Below are 20,830 nucleotides of genomic sequence, written 5' to 3'. Positions count from 1 at the left end.
TGCTGCCTCCTCCCTGCCTCAAATCAAATCTTGTAATTGTGGCTCTTGGGGTTGAGTAGTATCCAATATTTTAATGTATGGTTGTTCTTTGCCTGTGAAAGGTTCAGCCTGATTAAGTTGAGATACCAATAAATCAGCGGTAGCATCAGCAATATCACCAGTACGGTTAACAAGACGCTCTTGTAATACTTCTAGTGGTGCAGTACAGTGGATAATCTGTAAAGGTAATTGATGTTGAGTAGCTTGAGCAATCACATTTTGGCGTAAATGCTGACGGTCATATTTAGCATCTAAAATCACACGCCAACCTTGATTAGCCAGTGTAATTCCCAATGTCAACAACCGATCATAAGTTCTTTGAGTCATTTCAGGTGTATATATTTCTTCTCCACCACGTTCTAACAGAGGAATGCCAGCCAAATGTTTCCGCACCGCATCTGAGCGCAAATGAACTGCTCCTAGTTGACGGGCTAAATACCTAGCTGTGGTACTTTTACCAGAACCTGATAAACCTGACATCAAAATTACTTGTCCTTGTTTGGGCTTAGTATACTGCCAAGCTTGGTGATAATATGCAGATGCTGTTTTTGCTGCTGCTGCTTTCACCTCTGCGGGTACATTAGGATCATCCAATAAAAATGAAGTCACCTTTGCCCGTACATAAGCTTGACGGCTTAAATATAAAGGTAATACCTGCAAACCTTCCCAATCTCCAGTTTGCTCAACATAAGCATTTAAAAAAGCATTTCCTAAGTCTTTACGCCCTTTCGCTTCAATATCCATCACCGTAAATGCCACATCATACATGACATCAACGCAGCGAAACGGCTCATTAAATTCAATGCAGTCAAACAGCATGATTTTATCATGCCAAATAGCAATATTGCGTAGGTGTAAATCCCCGTGACATTCACGGATGTAGTTATTGGTAACTCGGTTAGCAAATAATTCTGGACGTTGGGTAAAAAATTTCTCTGTATATGCTTTTGTTTCCGTAAACTGTTGCTGTGTTTGTGGTCCACCAATATACTTTAAAGTTTGCTCATAATTTTCATTAATAGCCAACCGCACTTGTGAGACTTCCCCAAAACTGCGAATGTAATCATTCGTCTGGGCTTTGCTATGATATTCAGCCACCACGCGTCCCAATTCTTGCAAGTGCATTTCATTTAACTTCCCCTGAGTAAACAGTTCACTAAATAGGGCATCTTGGGGAAATTGGTGCATTTGCAACGCATATTCTACAACCTCTTCTGTTCCCCCTAGCTGGTATTGTTCACTTCTCAAAGTTATAGGTAAAACTTGTAAATACAATTCACCTGCACCCCGTTGATTTAAACGCAACTCTTCATGACAAAAATGCAATCGCTTTTCTAAAGTCGAGTAGTCTAAAAAGCCAAAATTCACAGGTTTTTTGAGCTTATAGACATAATCCCCAGTTAGCAGTACATAAGAAACATGAGTTTGAATTAGTTGTATTGGTTCTATCACCGCATGGGGGTAAAATCCTGGCTGTAACATTTGTTCAATTAAAGCTGGAAGATTTGCTTCTGTCATAGAGATTATTGGGATATGAGATATTGAATGTTGGATTTTTAGCCGCAGATAAACACAGGTAAACCCAGACAAGTATCGACGGAGATAATTTGAGAAAATATTAACCCTGATAGCTTAACAAAAAAAACCAGGGTTGAACCCTGGCTTCCTCAGCAATTATGACAAAATGTAAGTGCTAGTAAAGACAAACTTTAGACCTTGTTTTAGCCTTTAATCACAAAAAAACTTAGATGGTAAGGTGTCCCCTTCGCTGGGTGAATCTGAACTTCGCGGATGACGGTTTTACCAGTCCACTGAAGTTCAGGGATATTGAGTTCAATTTCAGTCTTATTGGGAGCAGCTTGTTTGAGCAAGCGTTCAACGGTTTTTGCTTCAATTGCTAGAGATATTGATTCAGTACCGTTGTGACCATACAAATTAGCAGGTATTAAACCAGAACGGCGTAAAGCCTTGGGTTTGATACCTTCTGGGCGTTTTTGAGATTCTAGTGTCAGAGCCATATTACTTTTGATGTGTTAATTGTTAGTAGTCAGGGAATAGGGAATAGGGAACAGGGAACAGGGAACAGGGAACAGGGAATAGATCATTATTGATTTATTATCCCCATCTTCCTACACCCCAAACCCTGTTCCTTGACTAAACACCAACTTGTTTACCGTCTGGTTGCAAAAGAGCGCGTTTTGGTCCGTGGATTGGGTCTTCAACAATGATAGTTTGATCACGACTTGCTCCCAAGGAGACGATCGCGATCGGTACTTCCATCAATTCTGCTAGGAATTTTAGGTAGTCTAGTGCTTGCTTTGGCAAGTCTTCTAAGTTGCGGCATTCCGTTGTTGATACCTGCCATCCTGGTAAGGTTTTATAGATGGGACGACAACGGGCAAAATGACGGGCGTTTCTGGGGAAGTGTTCGCAGCGTTGGCCATCAATTTCATAAGCCACACAAACTTTAATTTCCTCTAACTCATCGAGGACATCTAATTTGGTAAGAGCCATACAATCCATACCATTAATACGGACTGCATAACGACCAATTACCGCATCAAACCAACCACAACGGCGTTTTCTACCTGTAGTTGTTCCGAATTCTGCGCCGCGATCGCCTAATAAATCACCTATTTCCCCATCCAGTTCTGTGGGGAAGGGACCCTCGCCTACTCTGGTAGTGTATGCTTTGGATACCCCAATCACCCGATCTATCATTGTCGGTCCTAGCCCTGTACCCACGCAAGCCCCTCCAGCTACAGGATTAGAAGAGGTGACATAGGGATAAGTCCCATGATCTAAATCCAGTAGAGTACCCTGTGCGCCTTCAAACAAAATGTTACGTCGTTTCTGCACCGCATCATATATTTTTAATGATGTGTCCACCACAAAAGGACGTAATCTGTCTGCATAACCTAAATACTCCTCAATCACCTCTTGGGGGTCAAGGGGAGTAATATCATACAGCTTTTCTAAAATCGTGTTTTTATAATTTATTGTCCATTCCAACTGCTCACGTAATCCCTCTGAGTCCATCAAGTCTAACATCCTGATGCCTATCCGTTCGGATTTATCAGCGTAGGTTGGACCAATACCTCTGCCAGTTGTACCAATTTTATGACTTCCTCGACGTTCTTCTGATGCCTTATCAATTAACCGATGATAGGGCATGGTGACGTGAGCCGTTTCCGATATCAGCAGATTAGCAGTAGAAATGTTTAATTTTTCTAGTTGTTCGAGTTCTTGTATCAAGACCTGTGGATCAATAACTGTTCCACAGCCGATAATACACTCGGTATCTGGATACAATATACCAGAGGGAATTAAGTGCAGCTTAAATGTCTGACCTTGGACTACTATTGTGTGTCCAGCATTTACTCCCCCCTGGTAACGTACCACCACATCTGCGGAGCGGCTGAGTAAGTCAGTTATTTTACCTTTTCCTTCATCGCCCCATTGAGCGCCTATGACAATGACGTTAGCCAAGAGATTATATTAAAGGGTAAAGTTTCCACAAATATCAATTATTAACAGATTTTTTAGTTTTTGTCAATAAATTGGGTACTGGGGACTGGGGACTGGTAATATTTGACTATTACTTATTACCTATACCTATGAAGATTTTTCAACCTCTCGGTATTGACTATCAAAATCCTCGTTGGTGGTTTGATGTCTTAATTATTGCCATGAGTTACTATATCGTCTCTTGGCTGGTATTGAAAAAAATGTCAGTTTCTGAAATACAATTTTTGATACACTAGCTAAACATTTATGTGTAAAATATACAGCATAATTCCGAATCAAAGAAAAATCTCCAAATTAGTCCGCTATAGTAGTCTTTTGGCGACCATCTTTTTACTGTTGTTTTCTTGTCATTCCTTGGTTCCCACTGAAGTCAAGTTTCCTCCCTTAAAAGTAGCCTGTATTACTTTTGTTGGTTATCGTCCAGCCGTCATTGCCCAAGAAAAACAATTTTTCAAAGCTCAAGGAATAAATGTCGATCTCAGTTACGTCGATTTTGCCCAATTGCAACAAGCGGATTTTAGTGCTGGTAGGTATGACGGTATTGGCTTAACCTTGGGAGATTTTATGCTTCTAAGTGCTACCAATCCAGATATGCAAACTGTTATGGTTGTTGATGAAACCAATGGTGCAGATGTAGTCGTAGCTCAACCTGACGTTAAAACGGTTGCTGATTTAAAGAGTAAAAAGATTGGTGCTAACCTGGGTAGTTTCAGCGAGGTCTTTGTCACAGAGATGTTAAAACAAGCCAACTTAACGAGTGACGATGTTAATTTGGTTAAATTTGATGCATTAGAGATTCCCCAACGATTAAAGACAAATGCTATTCAAGCAGGGCATACTTGGGAACCTTATCTATCCGAAGCCATTAAATTGGGAGGACATATTCTGTTTACCAGTGAGCAAACACCTGGCCTAATCTTAGATGTAGTGGCATTTCGTGGTGAAGCAATTCGCAATCGTCCCCAAGATATTCAAGCTTTTATACAAGGATGGTTACAAGCATTAAATTATTGGAAATCTCATCTTCAGGAAGGAAATGAAATTGTCAGTAAGACTTTGAATATTCCCATTGAAACCATTTCTCTTAAAGGGGTAAATCTAACTGATTTACGAGAAAATAAAAATTTCTTTCAATCTTCTAATCCTCACTCTATCTACAACACAGCCCAAATCTATTTAGACTTTTTTATTAAAACAGGTAATATAACTCGATTTCCCGACATAAAATCCTTGTTCAATTCTTCTCTGATTAACGCTATCTCTTAATAAGTTAAATTATGAGATTTTCAACATTATTTAACAGCATTCGTACAAAATTAATTGTCTCATTTTTGCTGGTTTCCTTGATTCCCTTATTATTGTTAGCCTATGTTAACAAACAGACTACTGAAAAGGCACTTACAGAGAATGCAAGGCAATCCTTGTCTGCGGCAGCAAAGACAACGGCGAATCGAATAGATGCTTTTATAGATGCCAATCTTAATGCAGTACGTGTCGAAGCTCTTTTGCCCGGTTTATCGACCTATCTTAGCCTCTCTGGGACTAAACGACTTAATAGTTTTGAAGAAAAGTTAGCAACGGAAACCCTAATTCGTCTAAGCCGGAAAGATATGCTCAATGTTCTTTCCTATGCCTTATTAGATTTAAACGGAAAGAATGTTTTAGATACTAACACTCCTGATATTGGAAAATCTGAGTCTGATCAAGATTATTTCAGGCAGACGTTACAAACGGGCTTGCCTTTTGTTTCTAGTATCAGACAATCGCCGACTATTCCTGATTTGATGACTCTCTTTTTTAGTAGTCCAGTTCGTGATGCTAGAGGGAAAATATTAGGTGTATTACGAGTTAGATACAATGCAACGGCAGTTAAGCAACTTGTCACGCAGCAAGCTGAACGTACAGGTAAAAGTTCTATTGCAATTCTCCTAGATGAACATTATATCTATTTGGCTCATAGCACAAGTCCCAGTCTTCTCCTAACTTCCTTGGTTCCCCTACCGGATCACCTCACCAATCAGCTACAAAAAGAAAAACGTTTATTTCCAGGTAATGGGAAAGCTACCATACCTGATGCTTCTAAACTAAAACAAGCCCTAGATATTCAACAATCTTCCTTAATTGCTGACTTAAATATAAACGAATCTGAATTGAGCTTAATTACGATCGCTCACTTGCAATATCAGCCTTGGTCAATATTGTTTTCTCAACCCCTTGCCATTGCCTTAGCCCCCGTTAATAAACAGCTTTTAGATGCAATTCTGCTATTTTCCTTCATTGCCACAATTGTAACTGTTATTGCTGTGATGATTGGACAGTTGCTAACCAAGCCTCTACTGGATTTAACTGATGGTGTTTCTCAATTTAAAATAGGTAACTTTGATCACCAGGTAGATATGCGAGCAAATGATGAAACGTCCCAACTTGCTCAAGCATTTAATAGCATGGCAAATCAATTAAAATTATCTTTTGAAGCCTTAGAAAATCGTGTTAAAGAACGCACAGCAGAGTTAGTTATTGCTAAGGAAAAAGCCGAAGTAGCAAATCAAGCTAAAAGTGCTTTTATTGCTAACATGAGTCATGAATTACGCTCACCTTTAAATGCAGTTATCGGCTTTTCTCAATTGATGCTACGGGCTAAAAATTTACCTGCTGATCAATATGAAAATGCAGGTATTATTTATCGTAGCGGGGAATATTTATTGACATTAATTAATAATATTCTTGATTTATCGAAAATAGAAGCAGGGAAAACCACTCTCAACCTCAGCGATTTTGATCTATATCGCTTGTTAGATGATTTGGAAGATATGTTACATCTAAAGGCAAATAATCAAGGTTTAAATCTAATATTTGAATGTAGTAAAAATGTTCCCCGCTATATTTGCACTGATGCTGTAAAACTACGGCAAGTTTTAATTAATTTAATTAGTAATGGGATAAAATTTACTCAACAAGGAGAAATTAGTTTAAAGGTAAATAATAACAGTGAAGAAACTACAGATATTGTGACTATTGAGTTTCAAGTTCGTGATACAGGAGTGGGTATTGCACCTGCGGAAATATCAAAATTATTTATAGCTTTTTCGCAAACACAAGTGGGAAAAGATTCCCAAGAAGGAACAGGTTTAGGTTTAGCAATTAGTAGGAAGTTTGTCCAGTTAATGGGGGGTGATATTTCTGTAGAAAGTGAATTAGGAAAAGGTACAACTTTTAGATTTTCTATTGAAGCTAAATTAGGTCAAGAAAATAATAGTAATTTAGTTCAAGAACATCAACAAGTTATAGGACTTGCACCAGGACAACCTAGATACAAAATATTAGCGGTAGATGATAAACCTATTAATCGTCAATTACTAATTAAACTTTTAGAACCGTTAGGTTTTGAAATGAGAGAAGCCAGTAATGGACAAGAAGCTATTACTATTTGGGATGAATGGGAACCGCATTTAATTTGGATGGATATGCGGATGCCAATTATGGATGGTTATGATGCTACGAAACATATTAAATCTACTACAAAAGGTAATGCTACGGCTGTAATAGCTTTAACTGCGAGTGTTTTAGAAGAAGAAAAGGCTATAGTTCTTTCTGCTGGTTGTGATGATTTTTTGCGGAAACCTTTTGCCGAACATACAATTTTTGATGCACTAACTAAACATCTAGGTGTAAAATATATATTTGCTGAAAATAGTTCGGACAATGTGGAAGTTATAGAAGAAAATTCTTTAATATCTGATAATCTAAGTTGTATGGATCAAGAATGGATTAATAAATTCTATGAAGCAGCTTTAGAAGCAAATACAAATGCGGTAATGGAATTAGTTGGAGCAATTCCCAAAACAGAACCTTTTTTAATTCAATCTCTAACAAAAATGTCCCGACAATTTGAATTTGAAAAATTAGTTGATTTAGTAGAACCTTTGATAAATTATGAATAGTAGGGATAATTCATGAAGTATCCCTACAAACAAAAAATGAAGGAATTTTAGTCTTTAACTTTTAACCAATTTTCTAAATCACTAATATTAGAAAAATCAAAGTGATCATCCGTTAAAGCCTCTAATTTATCCGTTGATAGTTCTCTGATCTTTAATTCTAAAACTGGAGGAATTGTTCCCAGTTTTCTAGCTAATACTTTGATGAGAATATTGGCTTCACCTCGTTGTTCACCTCGTTGTTCACCTTGAACTATTCCAGTTTGGAGAATTTCCTGATAAATGACAGATTCTTTCATAAGTTCCTCCCGAAATAATTGACGAATTAACTTTTCTGGAAACCTTAAACCAGCGAGAATTTCTGAAGCAGCCGAAATATTAATCTTTACTTGTGGTATATCTATTGTAGAAATTTTTTCGGCTACTTGTCCTAAAAGATTTTCTGGTTTATTAGTACCAGCTAGAGTAGCAAAAGGTAGTAAAGCAGGATCATTTAAAAATTGTTCTGTATCTTCTTCCCAAAGACGTATTACTCGATAATGATGTCTTGTATTTTGTACCTCAAATTTATCTTCTAAAACTAACTCTGAATCAACTTGTTTGAGATAAATTACAATTTGTTCAATTTCACACCAATATTGTCCATAAAGTAATGTCCAATAATTTAACATTCGATAGGGAATAGGAGGTTGGGAATAAGGTAAGGTTTGAAACTCTAAATGGAGAATTTTTTGGTTAAGTTGTAGTAAAATCAGAGCATCAGACCTAAGTGGTTCGGGAATAATCTCCGTTTTTAAGATTTTAACTGTGGGATTTTCTATTGATAGCAACCAACGCACTATATTAGTGGGATAGGTTTCTGCTAAAAATTTACAGGTATTATCATAAGCCATGATGTAATGCTTGTATAATGATGATCTACATATTACTATATGAAGCAGCAAAAACTCAAACAAATTCCTTTAAGATTAGTATTAATTGTTCCTTTTGTATTGCAAATTGTGGGGGCGGTGGGTTTAGTTGGTTATCTTTCTTACCGAAGTGGACAGAAAGCGGTAGAAGATATGGCCAAACCTTTGATGACAGAAATAGGCGATCGCATTGATAAAAATTTAATCAATTATCTGCATAAACCAACAGAAGTTGTTAAAAATAATGCCGCAGTTATCAAATTGGGGATGATCAACTGGCGTGATTTAACTAGCATAGAACGATATTTTTGGCAACAATCACAAATCTTTAATGATGTTAACTCAATAGCGATCGCCAATGAACAAAAAGAAATTTTAATCATCCAAAAACAGGATCATGGCTCTCGTGTAATTTATAATTGGGACAATTATCTAGCTGATAGCCAGGGTAAAGCCATAGTGCTATCTGCTGGTTGTGATGATTTTTTGCGAAAACCTTTTGCAGAACAGACAATTTTTGATGCTCTAGCTAAACATTTGGGTGTACAATACATCTTTGCACAAACGAATTCACCTGTGTTAGATGATGTAGCAGAAAGCGCCTTGACATCACAGCAACTAACTTACTTGTATGTCTTGTGAATGGATTACTCAGCTATACGAAGCTGCACTAGAGGCCAATGCGAACCTCATCTTGCAACTGGTAGGAGAAATTCCAGAAACAGAAACTCATCTGATACAATCACTGACAAAACTTGCTCGTCAATTTGAATTTGAACAGCTTGTTGACCTAGCCGAACCCATGATAAGCAATGAATCTTGATATAGAAACAGAAAATAAAGGTAACATTCTTTTAGTAGATGACATTCCTGAAAACCTACAATTACTAAGCGATTTACTTATCAAACTTGGCTACATTGTTCGCAGCGTCACTAGTGGGCGCATGGCACTAAAAACAGTGAAGGTAAAGCGACCAGATGTAATTCTTTTAGATATCAAGATGCCAGAAATGGATGGCTATCAAGTCTGTCAAGCTTTGAAAGCAGATGAGGATTTACGTAACATTCCTGTTATTTTTATTAGTGCTTTAGATGATGTTTTTGATAAAGTTACTGCCTTTAATTCAGGGGGTGTAGATTACATTACTAAACCCTTTCAGATTGAAGAAGTAGTAGCGCGTCTGGAAAATCAGTTAACTATTCAACGTCAGCAGCGCCTTCTCGAACAAGAAGTTACTAACCGAAGACAAACAGAAGAGGTACTTTATCAATCTAGAGCTTTATTAGCGAGCGTTTTAAACAGTTCCCTTGATGGTATTGCTGCCATGCAAGCTGTCCGCAAACCAGAAACTGGGGATATCGAGGATTTCCGTTGTTTAGTGGTGAATCCTGTAATTTCTAGAGTCTTTCAACGTAACCGCGAAGATATGATTGGTAAATTAGTGCTGAAAAAATTTCTCACTCATATTGAGCCAGAATTATTTGATAAGTTTGTGGAAGTTGTCGAAACAGGTGAACCTTTAGAACGAGATTTTTACTATCCATCTGGGGATTCTTCTTGGTATCACTTTGTAGCTGTAAAGTTAGGTGATGGTTTTGCTATTACTATCCGTGATATTACAGCTAGGAAACAAATTGAAATAGCTTTGCAAGATGCTAATAAAAAATTAGAAGAACTAGCAAATTTAGATGGTTTAACTCAAGTAGCTAACCGTCGTTGTTTCAATAATCGTCTACAAAAAGAATGGCAAGGTCTAGCGCAAGAACAAGAAACACTTTCCTTAATTTTATTTGATATTGATGCCTTTAAACGCTACAACGATTACTATGGTCATTTAGCTGGTGATGATTGCTTATTAAAAATTGCCCAAGCAGTTTATCAATTTATTCGTCACAAAGATTTAAATCGTCCTATTGATCTGGTGGCACGTTATGGTGGAGAAGAATTTGTGGTTCTGCTCCCAAATACAAATTTAGCAGGAGCAATTAAGGTAGCATCTAGAATTCAAGCAGTAATTCATGATCTGCAAATTCCTCATACAGCGTCTCATGTCAGGGATATTGTGACTGTGAGTTTGGGTATTGCTTCAGTTATACCAACGCTGGAAGTGAAACCAGATAAACTGATAGCTGATGCAGATAAAGCTTTATACGATGCTAAACAACAGGGACGCGATCGCTACGCCTACTATCAGTAATGAGTAATCAGCAATCTGCTTATATGCGAAAAAAGAGTTTATAATTAAACAAAAAATATTTTGGAAAATTTATATTTTTTTATTTATAAATTTTGTTACAATTAATGAAATTTTTATCAAAAAATTACCATTATGGCCTTATACGCTGAATTACATAGACACCTGGGGGGTTCTGTTGTCCCCCGTGTGTTGTGGCGGTATTTTGAGCGCCATGCTACTGATTTAATTTCTCGTTTTGCTGAATATTCGGAATTTGAAGACTTTTACACCCGTCCCCGCAATACTTTAGATGAGTATCTAGAACTGCATACTTTAGTTGAAAGTGTGCAAACTGTGGAAACATTACCTTATTTTATCTATCGCTTGTTGCGTGGTGCGTATATCTTTGAAAACCTGGCTTATTTAGAACTGCGTTATACACCCTATTTACGCACTCCTGAACATCTAAATCAAAACGCAAGAATTGATAAGATGGCGGAAATTGTGGAAATAGTGGGTAAAGCTAGTCATTCACTGGAATATCCCATTGTTAATAGTCAAATTCTCTGTATGCACTCTCGTTTACCCTTTGAGGTAAATAAAGCAATTGTTGATTTAGCAGCGCAAAATAGAGAATATGTTTGTGCAGTGGATGTGGCAGGGGGCGATCGCTATTATGCTGAAAGAATGCCAGAATGGATAAGTTTATATAACTATGCTCGTTCTCAAGGTTTGAATACTACCGGACATCTTTACGAAACTAAAGATGGTTGTTATCCAGAACTTTTACCTTATTTAATGCGAATTGGTCACGGTATCCAAATTCCTTTACTTTACCCAGAATTATTACCAGATTTAGCGAAACGGGGACAATGTTTAGAAGTTTGTCCTACGACTTATTTAAAAACAGGAACTTTACAGGATATTCGGCAACTAAAAATAGTGTTTGACCGATGTTTTGCAGCGGGAGTTGATATTGCTATCTGTACGGATAACGCAGGTTTACATAATGTCCGTTTACCGTTTGAATATGAAAATCTCTTGACTTACGACATTATTAATTTTCAACAATTACAAGCTTGTCAGGATGCCGCTTTCCGTCATGCTTTCGCTTGGCCACATGAACAACGTCCGGCATCTTTATTAAGTGGTTTATTGAAACCTGAATTGGATAAGGTTTTGGCTATGAAAGAATAAATTTGAATTTTGTATATTTTGATTTTCCCCCGCATTGTTGTGGGGGATTTTTATTGAATATGGGCAAAAATATGATATAAAAAAGACATAAAAGCCAGCATATAGGGAATATGAAAGTTATTCAAGAAACCCAAAACCAAATGACGTTGCGTTTACGTCCTTGGTTTCTCTGGATATTTTGTTCTATCTTAGGTTCAAGTGGGTTAATAATGCCTCTTTTTATTGCCCATGCACATACTTTTAGTTGTCGCCGTCAAACATCTACATTAGGAACTTGTCAAATTTCCATCGTTGGACTTTTATCAAAAACTGAGAAAGAAATAGCTTTGAGTGATATCCAAGGAACTGAAATTAAAACTTTTAAAGATAGTAAAGATAATTGGCGATCGCAGGTAATTCTATTAACTACAGATGGAGAAGTTCCCCCCATAGCTAACACATCTCCTAATGATGTGACTGTCAAAACCTGGGCTAAAGAAATTGAAGCTTTTTTGCAAGATTCTCAAAAACAAGAATTGTTAATTGAATATGATTATCGTTTACTTGCTTACTTGTATGCTAGTGTATTTGTAATTGCTGATTTATTAATAGTTATTTTCCTGGGTAAAGTTCTGATTTGCCATATAGATAAAACATTAGGAACATTAACTCTGGAATATCAGGGACTATTTGATAAATCACAAAAAGAATACAAAATTCGTGATATTCAATTTATGACTGTGCAAAAAGCCAGCAGTAAAAGTGGTTCTACTTATAGAGTAGCTATGGTGATGCAATCTGGTGAGCAGATTCCATTTACCTCTGATTACACTTCAGGATTACATAGTAAGCAAAAAACAGTTGAGAATATTAGTAGATTTCTGGATTTATAACTCATAAAAAAGATTGAGATTCCCAACTTCTTTAATAAAGTTAGGGATCTCATCTTAACTGATAACTGTTAACTATTAACTGTTAAACGCCTTCTGTAGCGCCACCCACCGTTTTCCAAGCAGTCAAACCACCTTGAATGGCAAATACATCATTAAACCCAGCAGATCGTAATCTTTGGGCTGCATAGGCTGCCTGGGTATCATGTTCGCCATAAAGATAGATGTGTCTTTGTTTATGTAAGCTAGATTTAGCACGGTCATCCAAATCATCTAAGGGTATTGATATTGCCCCAGTGATATGACCATGATTGTATGTGTAGCGATCGCGTACATCAATAATCGTAAAAGCGGGTTGACCCCACTCCAGGCGCGATTTCAACTCATTAACATCAGCAACTAAACTACTCATAAGCTGGCTCCGCTGACAACCTAACCAGCAATTTATCAAAAATATTTCTATAATTCGGTTTTCTTTACAATTAATCTAAAATTCTTTGGATTATGTTAATTAAAATAATTCAGAAATTAGAAGTCATGAGCCATAATATTGTAAGCTAATTCTCTGCACATACAGGCAATTTTTAATTTTTAATTTGTAATTTTCAATTATTCATGATGGCATCTATTATTCAAGCTTTACCTACAGAAGTCGTGTATCTAATTACGGCAGGAGAAGTAATTGACTGTTTTGCTTCTGTAGTCAGAGAATTAGTAGAAAATTCCCTAGATGCTGGTGCAACACGCATTGTTATTTCTGTTTGGCCGCAAAGTTGGCGAGTGCGTGTAGCTGATAATGGTTGGGGAATGAATTTAGATGATTTGCAACAAGCAGCAACCGCACATAGTACCAGTAAAATTCACTCGGCTGCTGATTTGTGGAAAATTAAAAGTTTAGGATTTCGCGGTGAAGCATTACACAGTTTAACAACTTTGGCAGATTTAGAAATTTTCAGCCGTGCTGAGGGGATAAATGAAGGATGGCGGGTTATTTATGGTGATAGTGGGGAAGTTTTAGAAACAGAAGTAACTGCGATCGCACCCGGTACAATAGTTACAGTTGATAATTTATTTGCTAATTGTCCTGCACGTCGTCAGGGTTTACCTAACTCAACACAGCAAATGAAATCTGTACAAGGGATAATCCAACAAATTGCTTTGTGTCATCCTCATGTTACTTATCAAGTTTGGCAAAATGATCGGCAATGGTTTACTCTTTATCCTACGTCAAGTGTCAGTCAATTAATCCCGCAAATTCTCCCGCAAGTCAAACAAGGTGATTTAAAAGAATTAAACTTAGAAATACCAAATTCCCAATCTACAATCACTTTGGTAATTGGTTTACCAGATAGATGTCATCGTCATCGTCCTGATTGGGTGAAGGTAGCAATTAATGGCAGAATAATTAAATCACCAGAGTTAGAACAAACAATTTTATCAGCATTTCATAAAACATTACCACGCGATCGCTATCCTGTTTGTTTTTTACATCTGACAATTTCTCCTGACCAAATTAACTGGAATCGTAACCCTTCCAAAACAGAAATTTATCTGAATGAAATCAGTTATTGGCAAGAACAAATTACCGCAGCTATTAACCAAGCACTCCGTATATCTGAAGCTAATATCAAAGAATCAGTTCACACGACGCGAATTAGTAAATTACTCAAAGTAGCAGAAGCAAAAGGCAGCTATAATTTTAAATCTCAAGATAATTCTCAAAATACAGATAGCAAAACCCAGAATTATTTAAAAGCAGTTGCTCAAGTCAGCAATACTTATATTATTGCTGAACATTCTGGAGGAATGTGGTTAGTAGAACAACACATTGCCCATGAAAGAGTTTTGTATGAACAAATATGTGATAATTGGCAAATTGTCCCCGTTGAAACGCCAATCATTCTTTATCAATTATCTCCCGCGCAGGTTTCCCAATTGCAACGGATTAATTTAGATATTGAAACCTTTGGAGAAAAACTTTGGGCTGTGCGTAATATTCCCGCCATGTTACAACAACGCGAAGACGCAGCCGAAGCACTTTTAGAATTGAGTTGGGGAGGAGACTTACAAACCGCCCAAGTTGCTGTTGCTTGTCGCAGTGCTATTCGCAATGGTACACCAATGAGTTTACCAGAAATGCAAAAATTATTGGATGATTGGCAACGCACGCGCAACCCTCTTACCTGTCCACATGGTAGACCAATTTATTTGTCTTTAGAAGAGTCTGCATTATCTCGTTTTTTCCGTCGTCATTGGGTGATTGGTAAGAGTCATGGTATCTAAAGAGTCAGGAGAATTTTGGATTTTGAAGTTTATCTATTCCCTATAATTAATTGGTATAACTTTCCTGTTTATGCAGCACAGGATAGAAAAATTTATCAAAACTACTGTAACTGAACACGATACCAGTGTTGATGCTTTTGAGTGATATTTTCATCTACTCAGAGGCCAAATCAAACATGGTATTTGTAAGTTCAAATACTCATGTAACTTTTGACAAATTTTTCCAAACTTAGATGACTGTAATTAACGCTCTTGGCAATCAGTATTATCTCTACATCAAAAAGGGTCAAAAACCAGTTGCTTGGGATATATACGATACTAAACCACCAATTGAATTCAGTTTAACCACTTATTTCGGTCAAGTTTTCCAGGCTATAGAGAAAAGTTCGCTTATCAGTGGCTTAGTCTTTTATGTCACCTGGAATGAAATTGATGAACTACCATCTTATGGGCAAAATGTTGTAGTTTTTGTCCTGGGTGATGAATGGTATCGAATACCTAAATACACTCACAAAGTTAGGGCTGTATTTAAATGTGTAGGGACAAATTCAATTCTCGGATGTAACCCTTTTCTGCAACCTTCATTGTTAAACTTGCTGACACTAATTCAATTTCTCAGAATCTTAGTTGTTGGTGTCCCTGGTTGGGTAAATTATCATTGGCATAAATTCAAAAATTTGATATTGGGTCTAGGAAAGATTACTCCTATTTATGATATTCCTTTGGGTTATCATAACTCCAAGAATTTGCCGATTAAAAATATCGAATCTCGTCTCTATGATACTTATTTTTCAGGGAGTGTAGTTCATAGAGAATATCCTATATGGTCTTTAAAATCATGGTTAGGAACTCCAAAAGCTTTGTCTAGAAAAATCATGATATCGACTTTAAATAAGTTCCAAAAAAAACATCCCCAATTTAAAGTTGAATTATCTATTACTGGTGGTTATCACAATAGAACTAGTGAAGATGAACGCAGCTATTGTGAAATCATGATGGATACAAAAATATGTGTTGTTCCTAGAGGCACATCTTTTGAAACAACTCGTTTATTTGAAGGTATGAAATATGGTTGCATTTTGGTGACAGAATCTTTACCTTCACGATGGTATTTAGATGGTATACCTGTGATTAAAATCAAGGATTGGCAAGAGTTACCAGGGATATTAAAAACCCTGCTAGAAAACAAGGAACTCATGGCAGAAATGCACCAAAAATCCTTAAATTGGTGGCAGGATAAATGTTCAGAATCTATTGTAGGAGAGTACATTATTGCCAAACTACTCAGAGAATTTCCGGTAAATTTGGAGATTAATTTAGATCCACCCTAGCTTGAAAAAGGGGGGAATAAACTACTGAAATAAAAGGTTTATATCCCCCAACTCATGAATTTACAATCATTATTAATCTTCAAGACTTTGCCGTAAGTATTCAGCTATAGCAATCGTTCATATCCAGATCCCCGACTTCACCAGATCAATTTATCATTCATTTATGAACATAATAAATAAAAGAAGTCGGGGATATTATCGCCTTACCTAAATTCTTACCTTTTGCCGTTGTTGATATTCAGCTTCAGTCATCAATTCTTCAGTAGATTCTACTCTATCTAAAAATACTTTTCCTTCCAAATGATCATATTCATGTTGAAAAATTCTAGCAACAAAATCAGTTAACTGTTGTTTTTGTAGCTGACCATTACGGTCAGTATATTCAATTTCAATTGTTTGATATCTAGGAACTAAACCCCTAATTCCCGGAACACTTAAACAACCTTCCCAATCTTTGACAACTTCAGTTGAATAAGCAATAATTTGGGGATTAATCATTGCTGTTGGTTCTATTTCTGGTGCATGAGGATATCTGGAATTTGGACGAGAAGCAACAATAAATAACCTCCATGATTCTGCTACTTGAGGTGCAGCAATTCCCACACCATTAGCTTGAGAAACAGTAACTATTAAATCATCAATGAGTTTTTGGATTTCTTTATCTTTGATATTTTCAACCCAAACAGCTTTTTGGCGCAAAATTGGATTACCTAATTGAATAATTGGCAATTTTTGACTCATTCTTAAAACTCCTATAATTTAAAACTCCTGTAATTTAAAACTTCTGTAAAAGTGGTAAGCATTCAGCCGTCAAGTAACGACTAAATGCTAAAGAATTAACTATCGCGTCTAATAGGTAAAGGTGCAGGTTCAACTGTTAATTGAATAGTTCTACCATTCCGGTCTATTTGGATTTGGAGAGGACTACCAATTTGACTCTTTTCCACAATTTTTTGTACTTCCTCTACTTTATTAACAGGTTGGTTATTAATGCTTTTAATTACATCCCCCGGTTTGAGTCCACCAACTGCGGCTGGTGATTCAGGAACAATTCTCACTAATAAAACTCCTCGCTCTGCAACTAAATTTACTCTATCACCAAATCTAAGAATAATTCTGTCTTTGAGTTCTGGTGTTAGCGTCGCCATTTGTACACCTAAATATGGATGCTCTACCCTACCTTTGCTAATTAATTCCTGAGAAATTTTCTGCACCGTATTAATAGGAATTGCAAAGCCTAAACCTTGAGCGCCTTGGATAATAGCCGTGTTCATTCCTATGACTTCACCGCGAGCATTTAGTAATGGTCCACCAGAGTTCCCAGGATTAATTGCTGCATCTGTTTGTAAATAATCTACCCGTTTATCACTAGCACCAATATCACTACTAGAACGGTCTGTAGCACTAATAATTCCTGAAGTCACAGTATTATTTAAACCCAAAGGATTACCAATAGCAATTACCGCTTCTCCTGGTTGCAATGTATTGGAATTACCTAAAGCTAAAGTCGGTAAATTATTAGCATCAATTTGGATAACTGCTACATCTGTGACTGGATCTTCTCCTAACACTTTACCGTTAAAAGTCCGTCCGTCTTTGAGTGTAACTGTAACTTGATCTGCACCATCTACAACATGAGAATTAGTTAAAATTTGCCCAGAGGAATTAATAATAAATCCAGACCCACTACCCCTTTCTACTCTTTGTCTCTGCTGGGGAATTCTGTCACCAAAAAACCTGCGGAAAAATGGATCAGAAAATTCATCTGGTACTTGAGATGTGACAGTTCTAGCTGAATCAATACGAACCACAGCACTACCTACTTTTTGAACTACTTTGACTACAAAGTTAGGATCGCCAGAAGATGCGATGATAGCAGGAGGCATCATGATCGAAGTTGGTGCAGTGGTTTCTTGGACTTGAGCAATACCCTGTTCCGCTTCTAAGGTTCTGCTATTTAAGCTGGAGCAGCCACTAAGAATTACTGCTGCTAAACCAGTAATCAACATCCATGCTCTGGCTTTGGTTGCCTTTTGGTAAAGGAAAAAGCTGGTATCTGTATTTTTGGACACTAGGTTACGATTGTTTATTTTCATCATGTATTTTTGTCTCCGTGTTAGTCACTAGGTGGTAGGATATTGGCTACCTGGTTTCAACCAGAATGATTACAGTTTAAAGTTAAATTATTGCTTGCTCATATCTTCTATATTGTGACGATTAGCAGCAAAGGTGCTAGATGATGGAAATTCCCATAAATAATCTGTGGTGTCAGGTATTAGAGCGTTTACAGCTAGAACTATCTCGTCCCACCTTTGAAACTTGGATTAAAACTGCTAATGCAGAACAACTAGAAAATAATTGCTTAGTCATATCTACTCCTAACTTATTTGCTAGAAATTGGCTTCAGAAATATTACATCAATACTATTGCTCGTGTGGTACAGGATATTTTAGGTTATCCAGTAGAAATTTACATTACTGTTGCTCAAGGTGATGAAGTTTCTCCATTAGATAAACAAGAAGTTGGTTGGGAATTACCAGCAGTCAATCCCATCACTACAGATGTACCTAAAAATCCCCAAAAAAGCACAGAATTAAATTCTAAGTATATTTTTTCTAGATTTGTGGTTGGTGCTAATAATCGGATGGCTCATGCTGCTTCTTTAGCTGTAGCAGAATATCCTGGTAGGGAATTTAATCCTTTATTTTTATGTGGTGGTGTGGGTTTAGGTAAAACTCATTTAATGCAAGCCATTGGTAATTATCGCTTGGAAATATATCCTGATTCTAAAATATTTTACGTCTCGACTGAGCAGTTTACTAATGATTTAATTACAGCAATTCGTAATGATAGTATGCAAAGTTTTCGGGATCATTACCGGGCTGCTGATGTTTTGTTAGTTGATGATATTCAATTTCTAGAAGGTAAAGAATATACTCAAGAAGAATTTTTTCATACTTTTAATACTTTACATGAGTCAGGAAAGCAAGTTGTGATTGCTTCTGACCGTCCTCCTAAACAAATTCCTAGTCTACAAGAACGGCTTTGTTCACGGTTTTCTATGGGGTTAATTGCGGATATTCAACCACCGGATTTAGAAACGCGCATGGCAATTTTGCAGAAAAAAGCTGAATATGAAAATATTCGTTTACAAAAAGATGTGATTGAATATATTGCTGCTAACTATACTTCTAATATTCGTGAATTGGAAGGGGCATTAATTCGGGCTTTGGCTTATATTTCGATTTGGGGTTTACCCATGACAGTGGAAAATATTACCCCAGTTTTAGGAAATCCTAACCAAAAGGTGGAAGCAACAGCAGAGGTAATTTTAAATGTAATTGCCGACTTTTTTAAGATATCAATTGAAGATTTAAAAAGTAATTCTCGCCGGAGAGAAATTAGTTGGGCTAGGCAAATTGGAATGTATTTAATGCGCCAACATACAGGGTTAAGTTTACCGAGAATTGGTGAAGAGTTTGGTGGTAAAGACCATACAACGGTGATGTATAGTTGCGAGAAAATTACCCAATTGCAAGAAACAGACCGGACTTTAATTCAAACTTTACGCCAATTGAGCGATCGCATTAACATGAATAGTCGTTATCAAAAATAGGAGTTTAGCATTACATAAAAAATTAATATGCCCCTCTCTGACACGGAAAGGGGTTGGGGTGAGGTTCTAACAACAATATTGGTAAAAATCAGAAAAATGACACGCTTTATCCATGACCAATTTTCCAAACAATATCTGACAGAACTATTCACACCTTACGGTCAAGTAGAAATGAGTAAAGATATCACTTCCGAAGTGAGACAAATTGACCTATTCTTTACTCCCACATCTCCAGAAAATATAGGAGAATTAGGACTGTTAGGAAAAATGGGGACTTATGCAGCATCAGTCATATTTGAACCATTCCGTAATGCAGTCAGCAAAAGTGAAATTCGCAGTTGCATGGGTAAACTATTTGATATCCATGCAGAAGTAGAAAGACAACGCAAACGCAGCGATACGCGAATTAATGAAACCGAACTACCCCATTTATGGATATTCACCCCCACAGCATCAGCAGACATATTAACAGGTTGTAATGCTACTGTAGATATAGAAACATGGGGTCAAGGGGTTTATTTACTCGGTAAAGTCTTAAAAACTGGCATTGTGGCCATACATCAATTACCGAGTACACCAGAAACACTGTTTTTGAGGGTATTAGGTAGAGGAAAAGTCCAAAGACAAGCAGTGGAAGAATTAGAAGCACTCGCTGGGAATAATCCACTGTTGGAGAATGTTATAAAATTAGTACATGACCTAATTGCCATGTTATCCGCACGTCAACAAAAAGAAAAAGATATTGATCAAGATGATCGGGAGTTGATTATGAAATTATCAGAAATGTATCAACAATTATTAGAAGAACTCAAAGAAGAACAACGACAAGAAGGGCGACAAGAAGGACGACAAGAAGGACGACAAGAAGGACGACAAGAAGGACGACAAGAAGGACGACAAGAAGGACGACAAGAAGGACGACAAGAAGGACGACAAGAAGG

At 36.9% G+C, this 20,830-nt stretch carries 18 protein-coding genes; 11 read left to right on the top strand and 7 right to left on the bottom strand.

The window, feature by feature from the left end; translation table 11 throughout:
• Positions 1-18 precede the first annotated feature (18 nt).
• The 3 genes from VB694_RS08070 to VB694_RS08060 form a co-directional block, all read right to left on the bottom strand.
• The gene (locus VB694_RS08070; RefSeq protein ID WP_323359792.1) at positions 19-1,557 is read right to left on the bottom strand and encodes an AAA family ATPase; all 1,539 of its coding nucleotides are present in this window, start codon (positions 1,555-1,557) and stop codon (positions 19-21) included.
• Between the two features lie 203 nt (positions 1,558-1,760).
• A complete protein-coding gene (gene rplY / locus VB694_RS08065; RefSeq protein ID WP_323359791.1) occupies positions 1,761-2,057 on the bottom strand; it encodes a 50S ribosomal protein L25 in 297 nt (98 codons plus the stop codon).
• Between the two features lie 136 nt (positions 2,058-2,193).
• Complete coding sequence (locus tag VB694_RS08060; RefSeq protein WP_323359790.1) at positions 2,194-3,528, bottom strand: adenylosuccinate synthase; 1,335 nt, start codon at positions 3,526-3,528, stop codon at positions 2,194-2,196.
• A gap of 354 nt (positions 3,529-3,882) precedes the next feature.
• Between VB694_RS08060 and VB694_RS08055 the strand changes: the two genes are divergently transcribed.
• Positions 3,883-4,833: an ABC transporter substrate-binding protein gene (locus tag VB694_RS08055; protein WP_323359789.1), complete on the top strand. Its 951-nt coding sequence runs from the start codon at positions 3,883-3,885 to the stop codon at positions 4,831-4,833.
• An 11-nt stretch (positions 4,834-4,844) separates the two neighbouring features.
• The gene (locus VB694_RS08050; RefSeq protein WP_323359788.1) at positions 4,845-7,508 is read left to right on the top strand and encodes a hybrid sensor histidine kinase/response regulator; all 2,664 of its coding nucleotides are present in this window, start codon (positions 4,845-4,847) and stop codon (positions 7,506-7,508) included.
• A 47-nt stretch (positions 7,509-7,555) separates the two neighbouring features.
• Here the strand turns inward: VB694_RS08050 and VB694_RS08045 are convergent, their stop codons facing one another.
• Entirely contained in the window at positions 7,556-8,398 is an 843-nt protein-coding gene (locus VB694_RS08045; RefSeq protein WP_323359787.1) for an Rpn family recombination-promoting nuclease/putative transposase, read from the bottom strand.
• A 39-nt stretch (positions 8,399-8,437) separates the two neighbouring features.
• On the opposite strand from VB694_RS08045, the gene VB694_RS08040 reads away from it, so the two are divergent.
• The 5 genes from VB694_RS08040 to VB694_RS08020 all read left to right on the top strand — a co-directional run bounded on the left by VB694_RS08040 (position 8,438) and on the right by VB694_RS08020 (position 12,662).
• Positions 8,438-9,058: a hypothetical protein gene (locus VB694_RS08040; protein WP_323359786.1), complete on the top strand. Its 621-nt coding sequence runs from the start codon at positions 8,438-8,440 to the stop codon at positions 9,056-9,058.
• Positions 9,048-9,239: a hypothetical protein gene (locus tag VB694_RS08035; protein ID WP_323359785.1), complete on the top strand. Its 192-nt coding sequence runs from the start codon at positions 9,048-9,050 to the stop codon at positions 9,237-9,239. The genes VB694_RS08040 and VB694_RS08035 overlap by 11 nt, the downstream gene beginning before the upstream one ends.
• On the top strand, positions 9,229-10,614 hold the full coding sequence (locus VB694_RS08030; protein ID WP_323359784.1) for a diguanylate cyclase domain-containing protein: 1,386 nt from the start codon (positions 9,229-9,231) through the stop codon (positions 10,612-10,614). The genes VB694_RS08035 and VB694_RS08030 overlap by 11 nt, the downstream gene beginning before the upstream one ends.
• A 132-nt stretch (positions 10,615-10,746) precedes the next feature.
• Entirely contained in the window at positions 10,747-11,790 is a 1,044-nt protein-coding gene (locus VB694_RS08025; RefSeq protein ID WP_323359783.1) for an adenosine deaminase, read from the top strand.
• Between the two features lie 110 nt (positions 11,791-11,900).
• Positions 11,901-12,662, top strand: a complete 762-nt coding sequence (locus tag VB694_RS08020) for a hypothetical protein (RefSeq protein ID WP_323359782.1) — start codon at positions 11,901-11,903, stop codon at positions 12,660-12,662.
• 82 nt (positions 12,663-12,744) lie between these two features.
• Here the strand turns inward: VB694_RS08020 and VB694_RS08015 are convergent, their stop codons facing one another.
• The gene (locus tag VB694_RS08015; protein ID WP_323359781.1) at positions 12,745-13,071 is read right to left on the bottom strand and encodes a rhodanese-like domain-containing protein; all 327 of its coding nucleotides are present in this window, start codon (positions 13,069-13,071) and stop codon (positions 12,745-12,747) included.
• A 206-nt stretch (positions 13,072-13,277) separates the two neighbouring features.
• Between VB694_RS08015 and mutL the strand changes: the two genes are divergently transcribed.
• Positions 13,278-14,942, top strand: coding sequence for a DNA mismatch repair endonuclease MutL (gene mutL / locus VB694_RS08010; RefSeq protein ID WP_323359907.1), 1,665 nt, complete (start codon positions 13,278-13,280; stop codon positions 14,940-14,942).
• A gap of 233 nt (positions 14,943-15,175) precedes the next feature.
• The gene (locus VB694_RS08005) at positions 15,176-16,273 is read left to right on the top strand and encodes a glycosyltransferase family 1 protein (protein WP_323359780.1); all 1,098 of its coding nucleotides are present in this window, start codon (positions 15,176-15,178) and stop codon (positions 16,271-16,273) included.
• Between the two features lie 207 nt (positions 16,274-16,480).
• On the opposite strand, the gene def is transcribed toward VB694_RS08005, so the two are convergent.
• Entirely contained in the window at positions 16,481-17,014 is a 534-nt protein-coding gene (def, locus tag VB694_RS08000; protein ID WP_323359779.1) for a peptide deformylase, read from the bottom strand.
• A gap of 95 nt (positions 17,015-17,109) precedes the next feature.
• Entirely contained in the window at positions 17,110-18,369 is a 1,260-nt protein-coding gene (locus tag VB694_RS07995) for an HhoA/HhoB/HtrA family serine endopeptidase (protein ID WP_416233472.1), read from the bottom strand.
• A gap of 143 nt (positions 18,370-18,512) precedes the next feature.
• On the opposite strand from VB694_RS07995, the gene dnaA reads away from it, so the two are divergent.
• The gene (gene dnaA, locus VB694_RS07990) at positions 18,513-19,889 is read left to right on the top strand and encodes a chromosomal replication initiator protein DnaA (RefSeq protein WP_323359906.1); all 1,377 of its coding nucleotides are present in this window, start codon (positions 18,513-18,515) and stop codon (positions 19,887-19,889) included.
• A gap of 96 nt (positions 19,890-19,985) precedes the next feature.
• A partial coding sequence (locus VB694_RS07985; protein WP_323359777.1) for a hypothetical protein occupies positions 19,986-20,830 on the top strand: 845 nt, incomplete at its 3' end.

This window comes from Anabaena sp. UHCC 0451 (assembly GCF_034931405.1).
Lineage (GTDB): Bacteria > Cyanobacteriota > Cyanobacteriia > Cyanobacteriales > Nostocaceae > RDYJ01.
This window is presented reverse-complemented; position numbering and strand designations above follow the sequence as displayed.

Excerpts from the sequence above, each read along its gene's own strand:
- VB694_RS08040 (WP_323359786.1), top strand. The coding sequence starts at position 8,438 with ATGAAGCAGCAAAAACTCAAACAAATTCCTTTAAGATTAGTATTAATT.
- VB694_RS08025 (WP_323359783.1), top strand. The coding sequence starts at position 10,747 with ATGGCCTTATACGCTGAATTACATAGACACCTGGGGGGTTCTGTTGTC.
- VB694_RS08050 (WP_323359788.1), top strand. The coding sequence starts at position 4,845 with ATGAGATTTTCAACATTATTTAACAGCATTCGTACAAAATTAATTGTC.
- dnaA (WP_323359906.1), top strand. The coding sequence starts at position 18,513 with ATGGAAATTCCCATAAATAATCTGTGGTGTCAGGTATTAGAGCGTTTA.
- VB694_RS08070 (WP_323359792.1), bottom strand. The coding sequence starts at position 1,557 with ATGACAGAAGCAAATCTTCCAGCTTTAATTGAACAAATGTTACAGCCA.
- VB694_RS08005 (WP_323359780.1), top strand. The coding sequence starts at position 15,176 with ATGACTGTAATTAACGCTCTTGGCAATCAGTATTATCTCTACATCAAA.
- VB694_RS08015 (WP_323359781.1), bottom strand. The coding sequence starts at position 13,071 with ATGAGTAGTTTAGTTGCTGATGTTAATGAGTTGAAATCGCGCCTGGAG.
- VB694_RS07995 (WP_416233472.1), bottom strand. The coding sequence starts at position 18,369 with ATGAAAATAAACAATCGTAACCTAGTGTCCAAAAATACAGATACCAGC.
- VB694_RS08020 (WP_323359782.1), top strand. The coding sequence starts at position 11,901 with ATGAAAGTTATTCAAGAAACCCAAAACCAAATGACGTTGCGTTTACGT.
- VB694_RS08035 (WP_323359785.1), top strand. The coding sequence starts at position 9,048 with ATGTCTTGTGAATGGATTACTCAGCTATACGAAGCTGCACTAGAGGCC.
- VB694_RS08030 (WP_323359784.1), top strand. The coding sequence starts at position 9,229 with ATGAATCTTGATATAGAAACAGAAAATAAAGGTAACATTCTTTTAGTA.
- rplY (WP_323359791.1), bottom strand. The coding sequence starts at position 2,057 with ATGGCTCTGACACTAGAATCTCAAAAACGCCCAGAAGGTATCAAACCC.
- VB694_RS08045 (WP_323359787.1), bottom strand. The coding sequence starts at position 8,398 with ATGGCTTATGATAATACCTGTAAATTTTTAGCAGAAACCTATCCCACT.
- mutL (WP_323359907.1), top strand. The coding sequence starts at position 13,278 with ATGGCATCTATTATTCAAGCTTTACCTACAGAAGTCGTGTATCTAATT.
- def (WP_323359779.1), bottom strand. The coding sequence starts at position 17,014 with ATGAGTCAAAAATTGCCAATTATTCAATTAGGTAATCCAATTTTGCGC.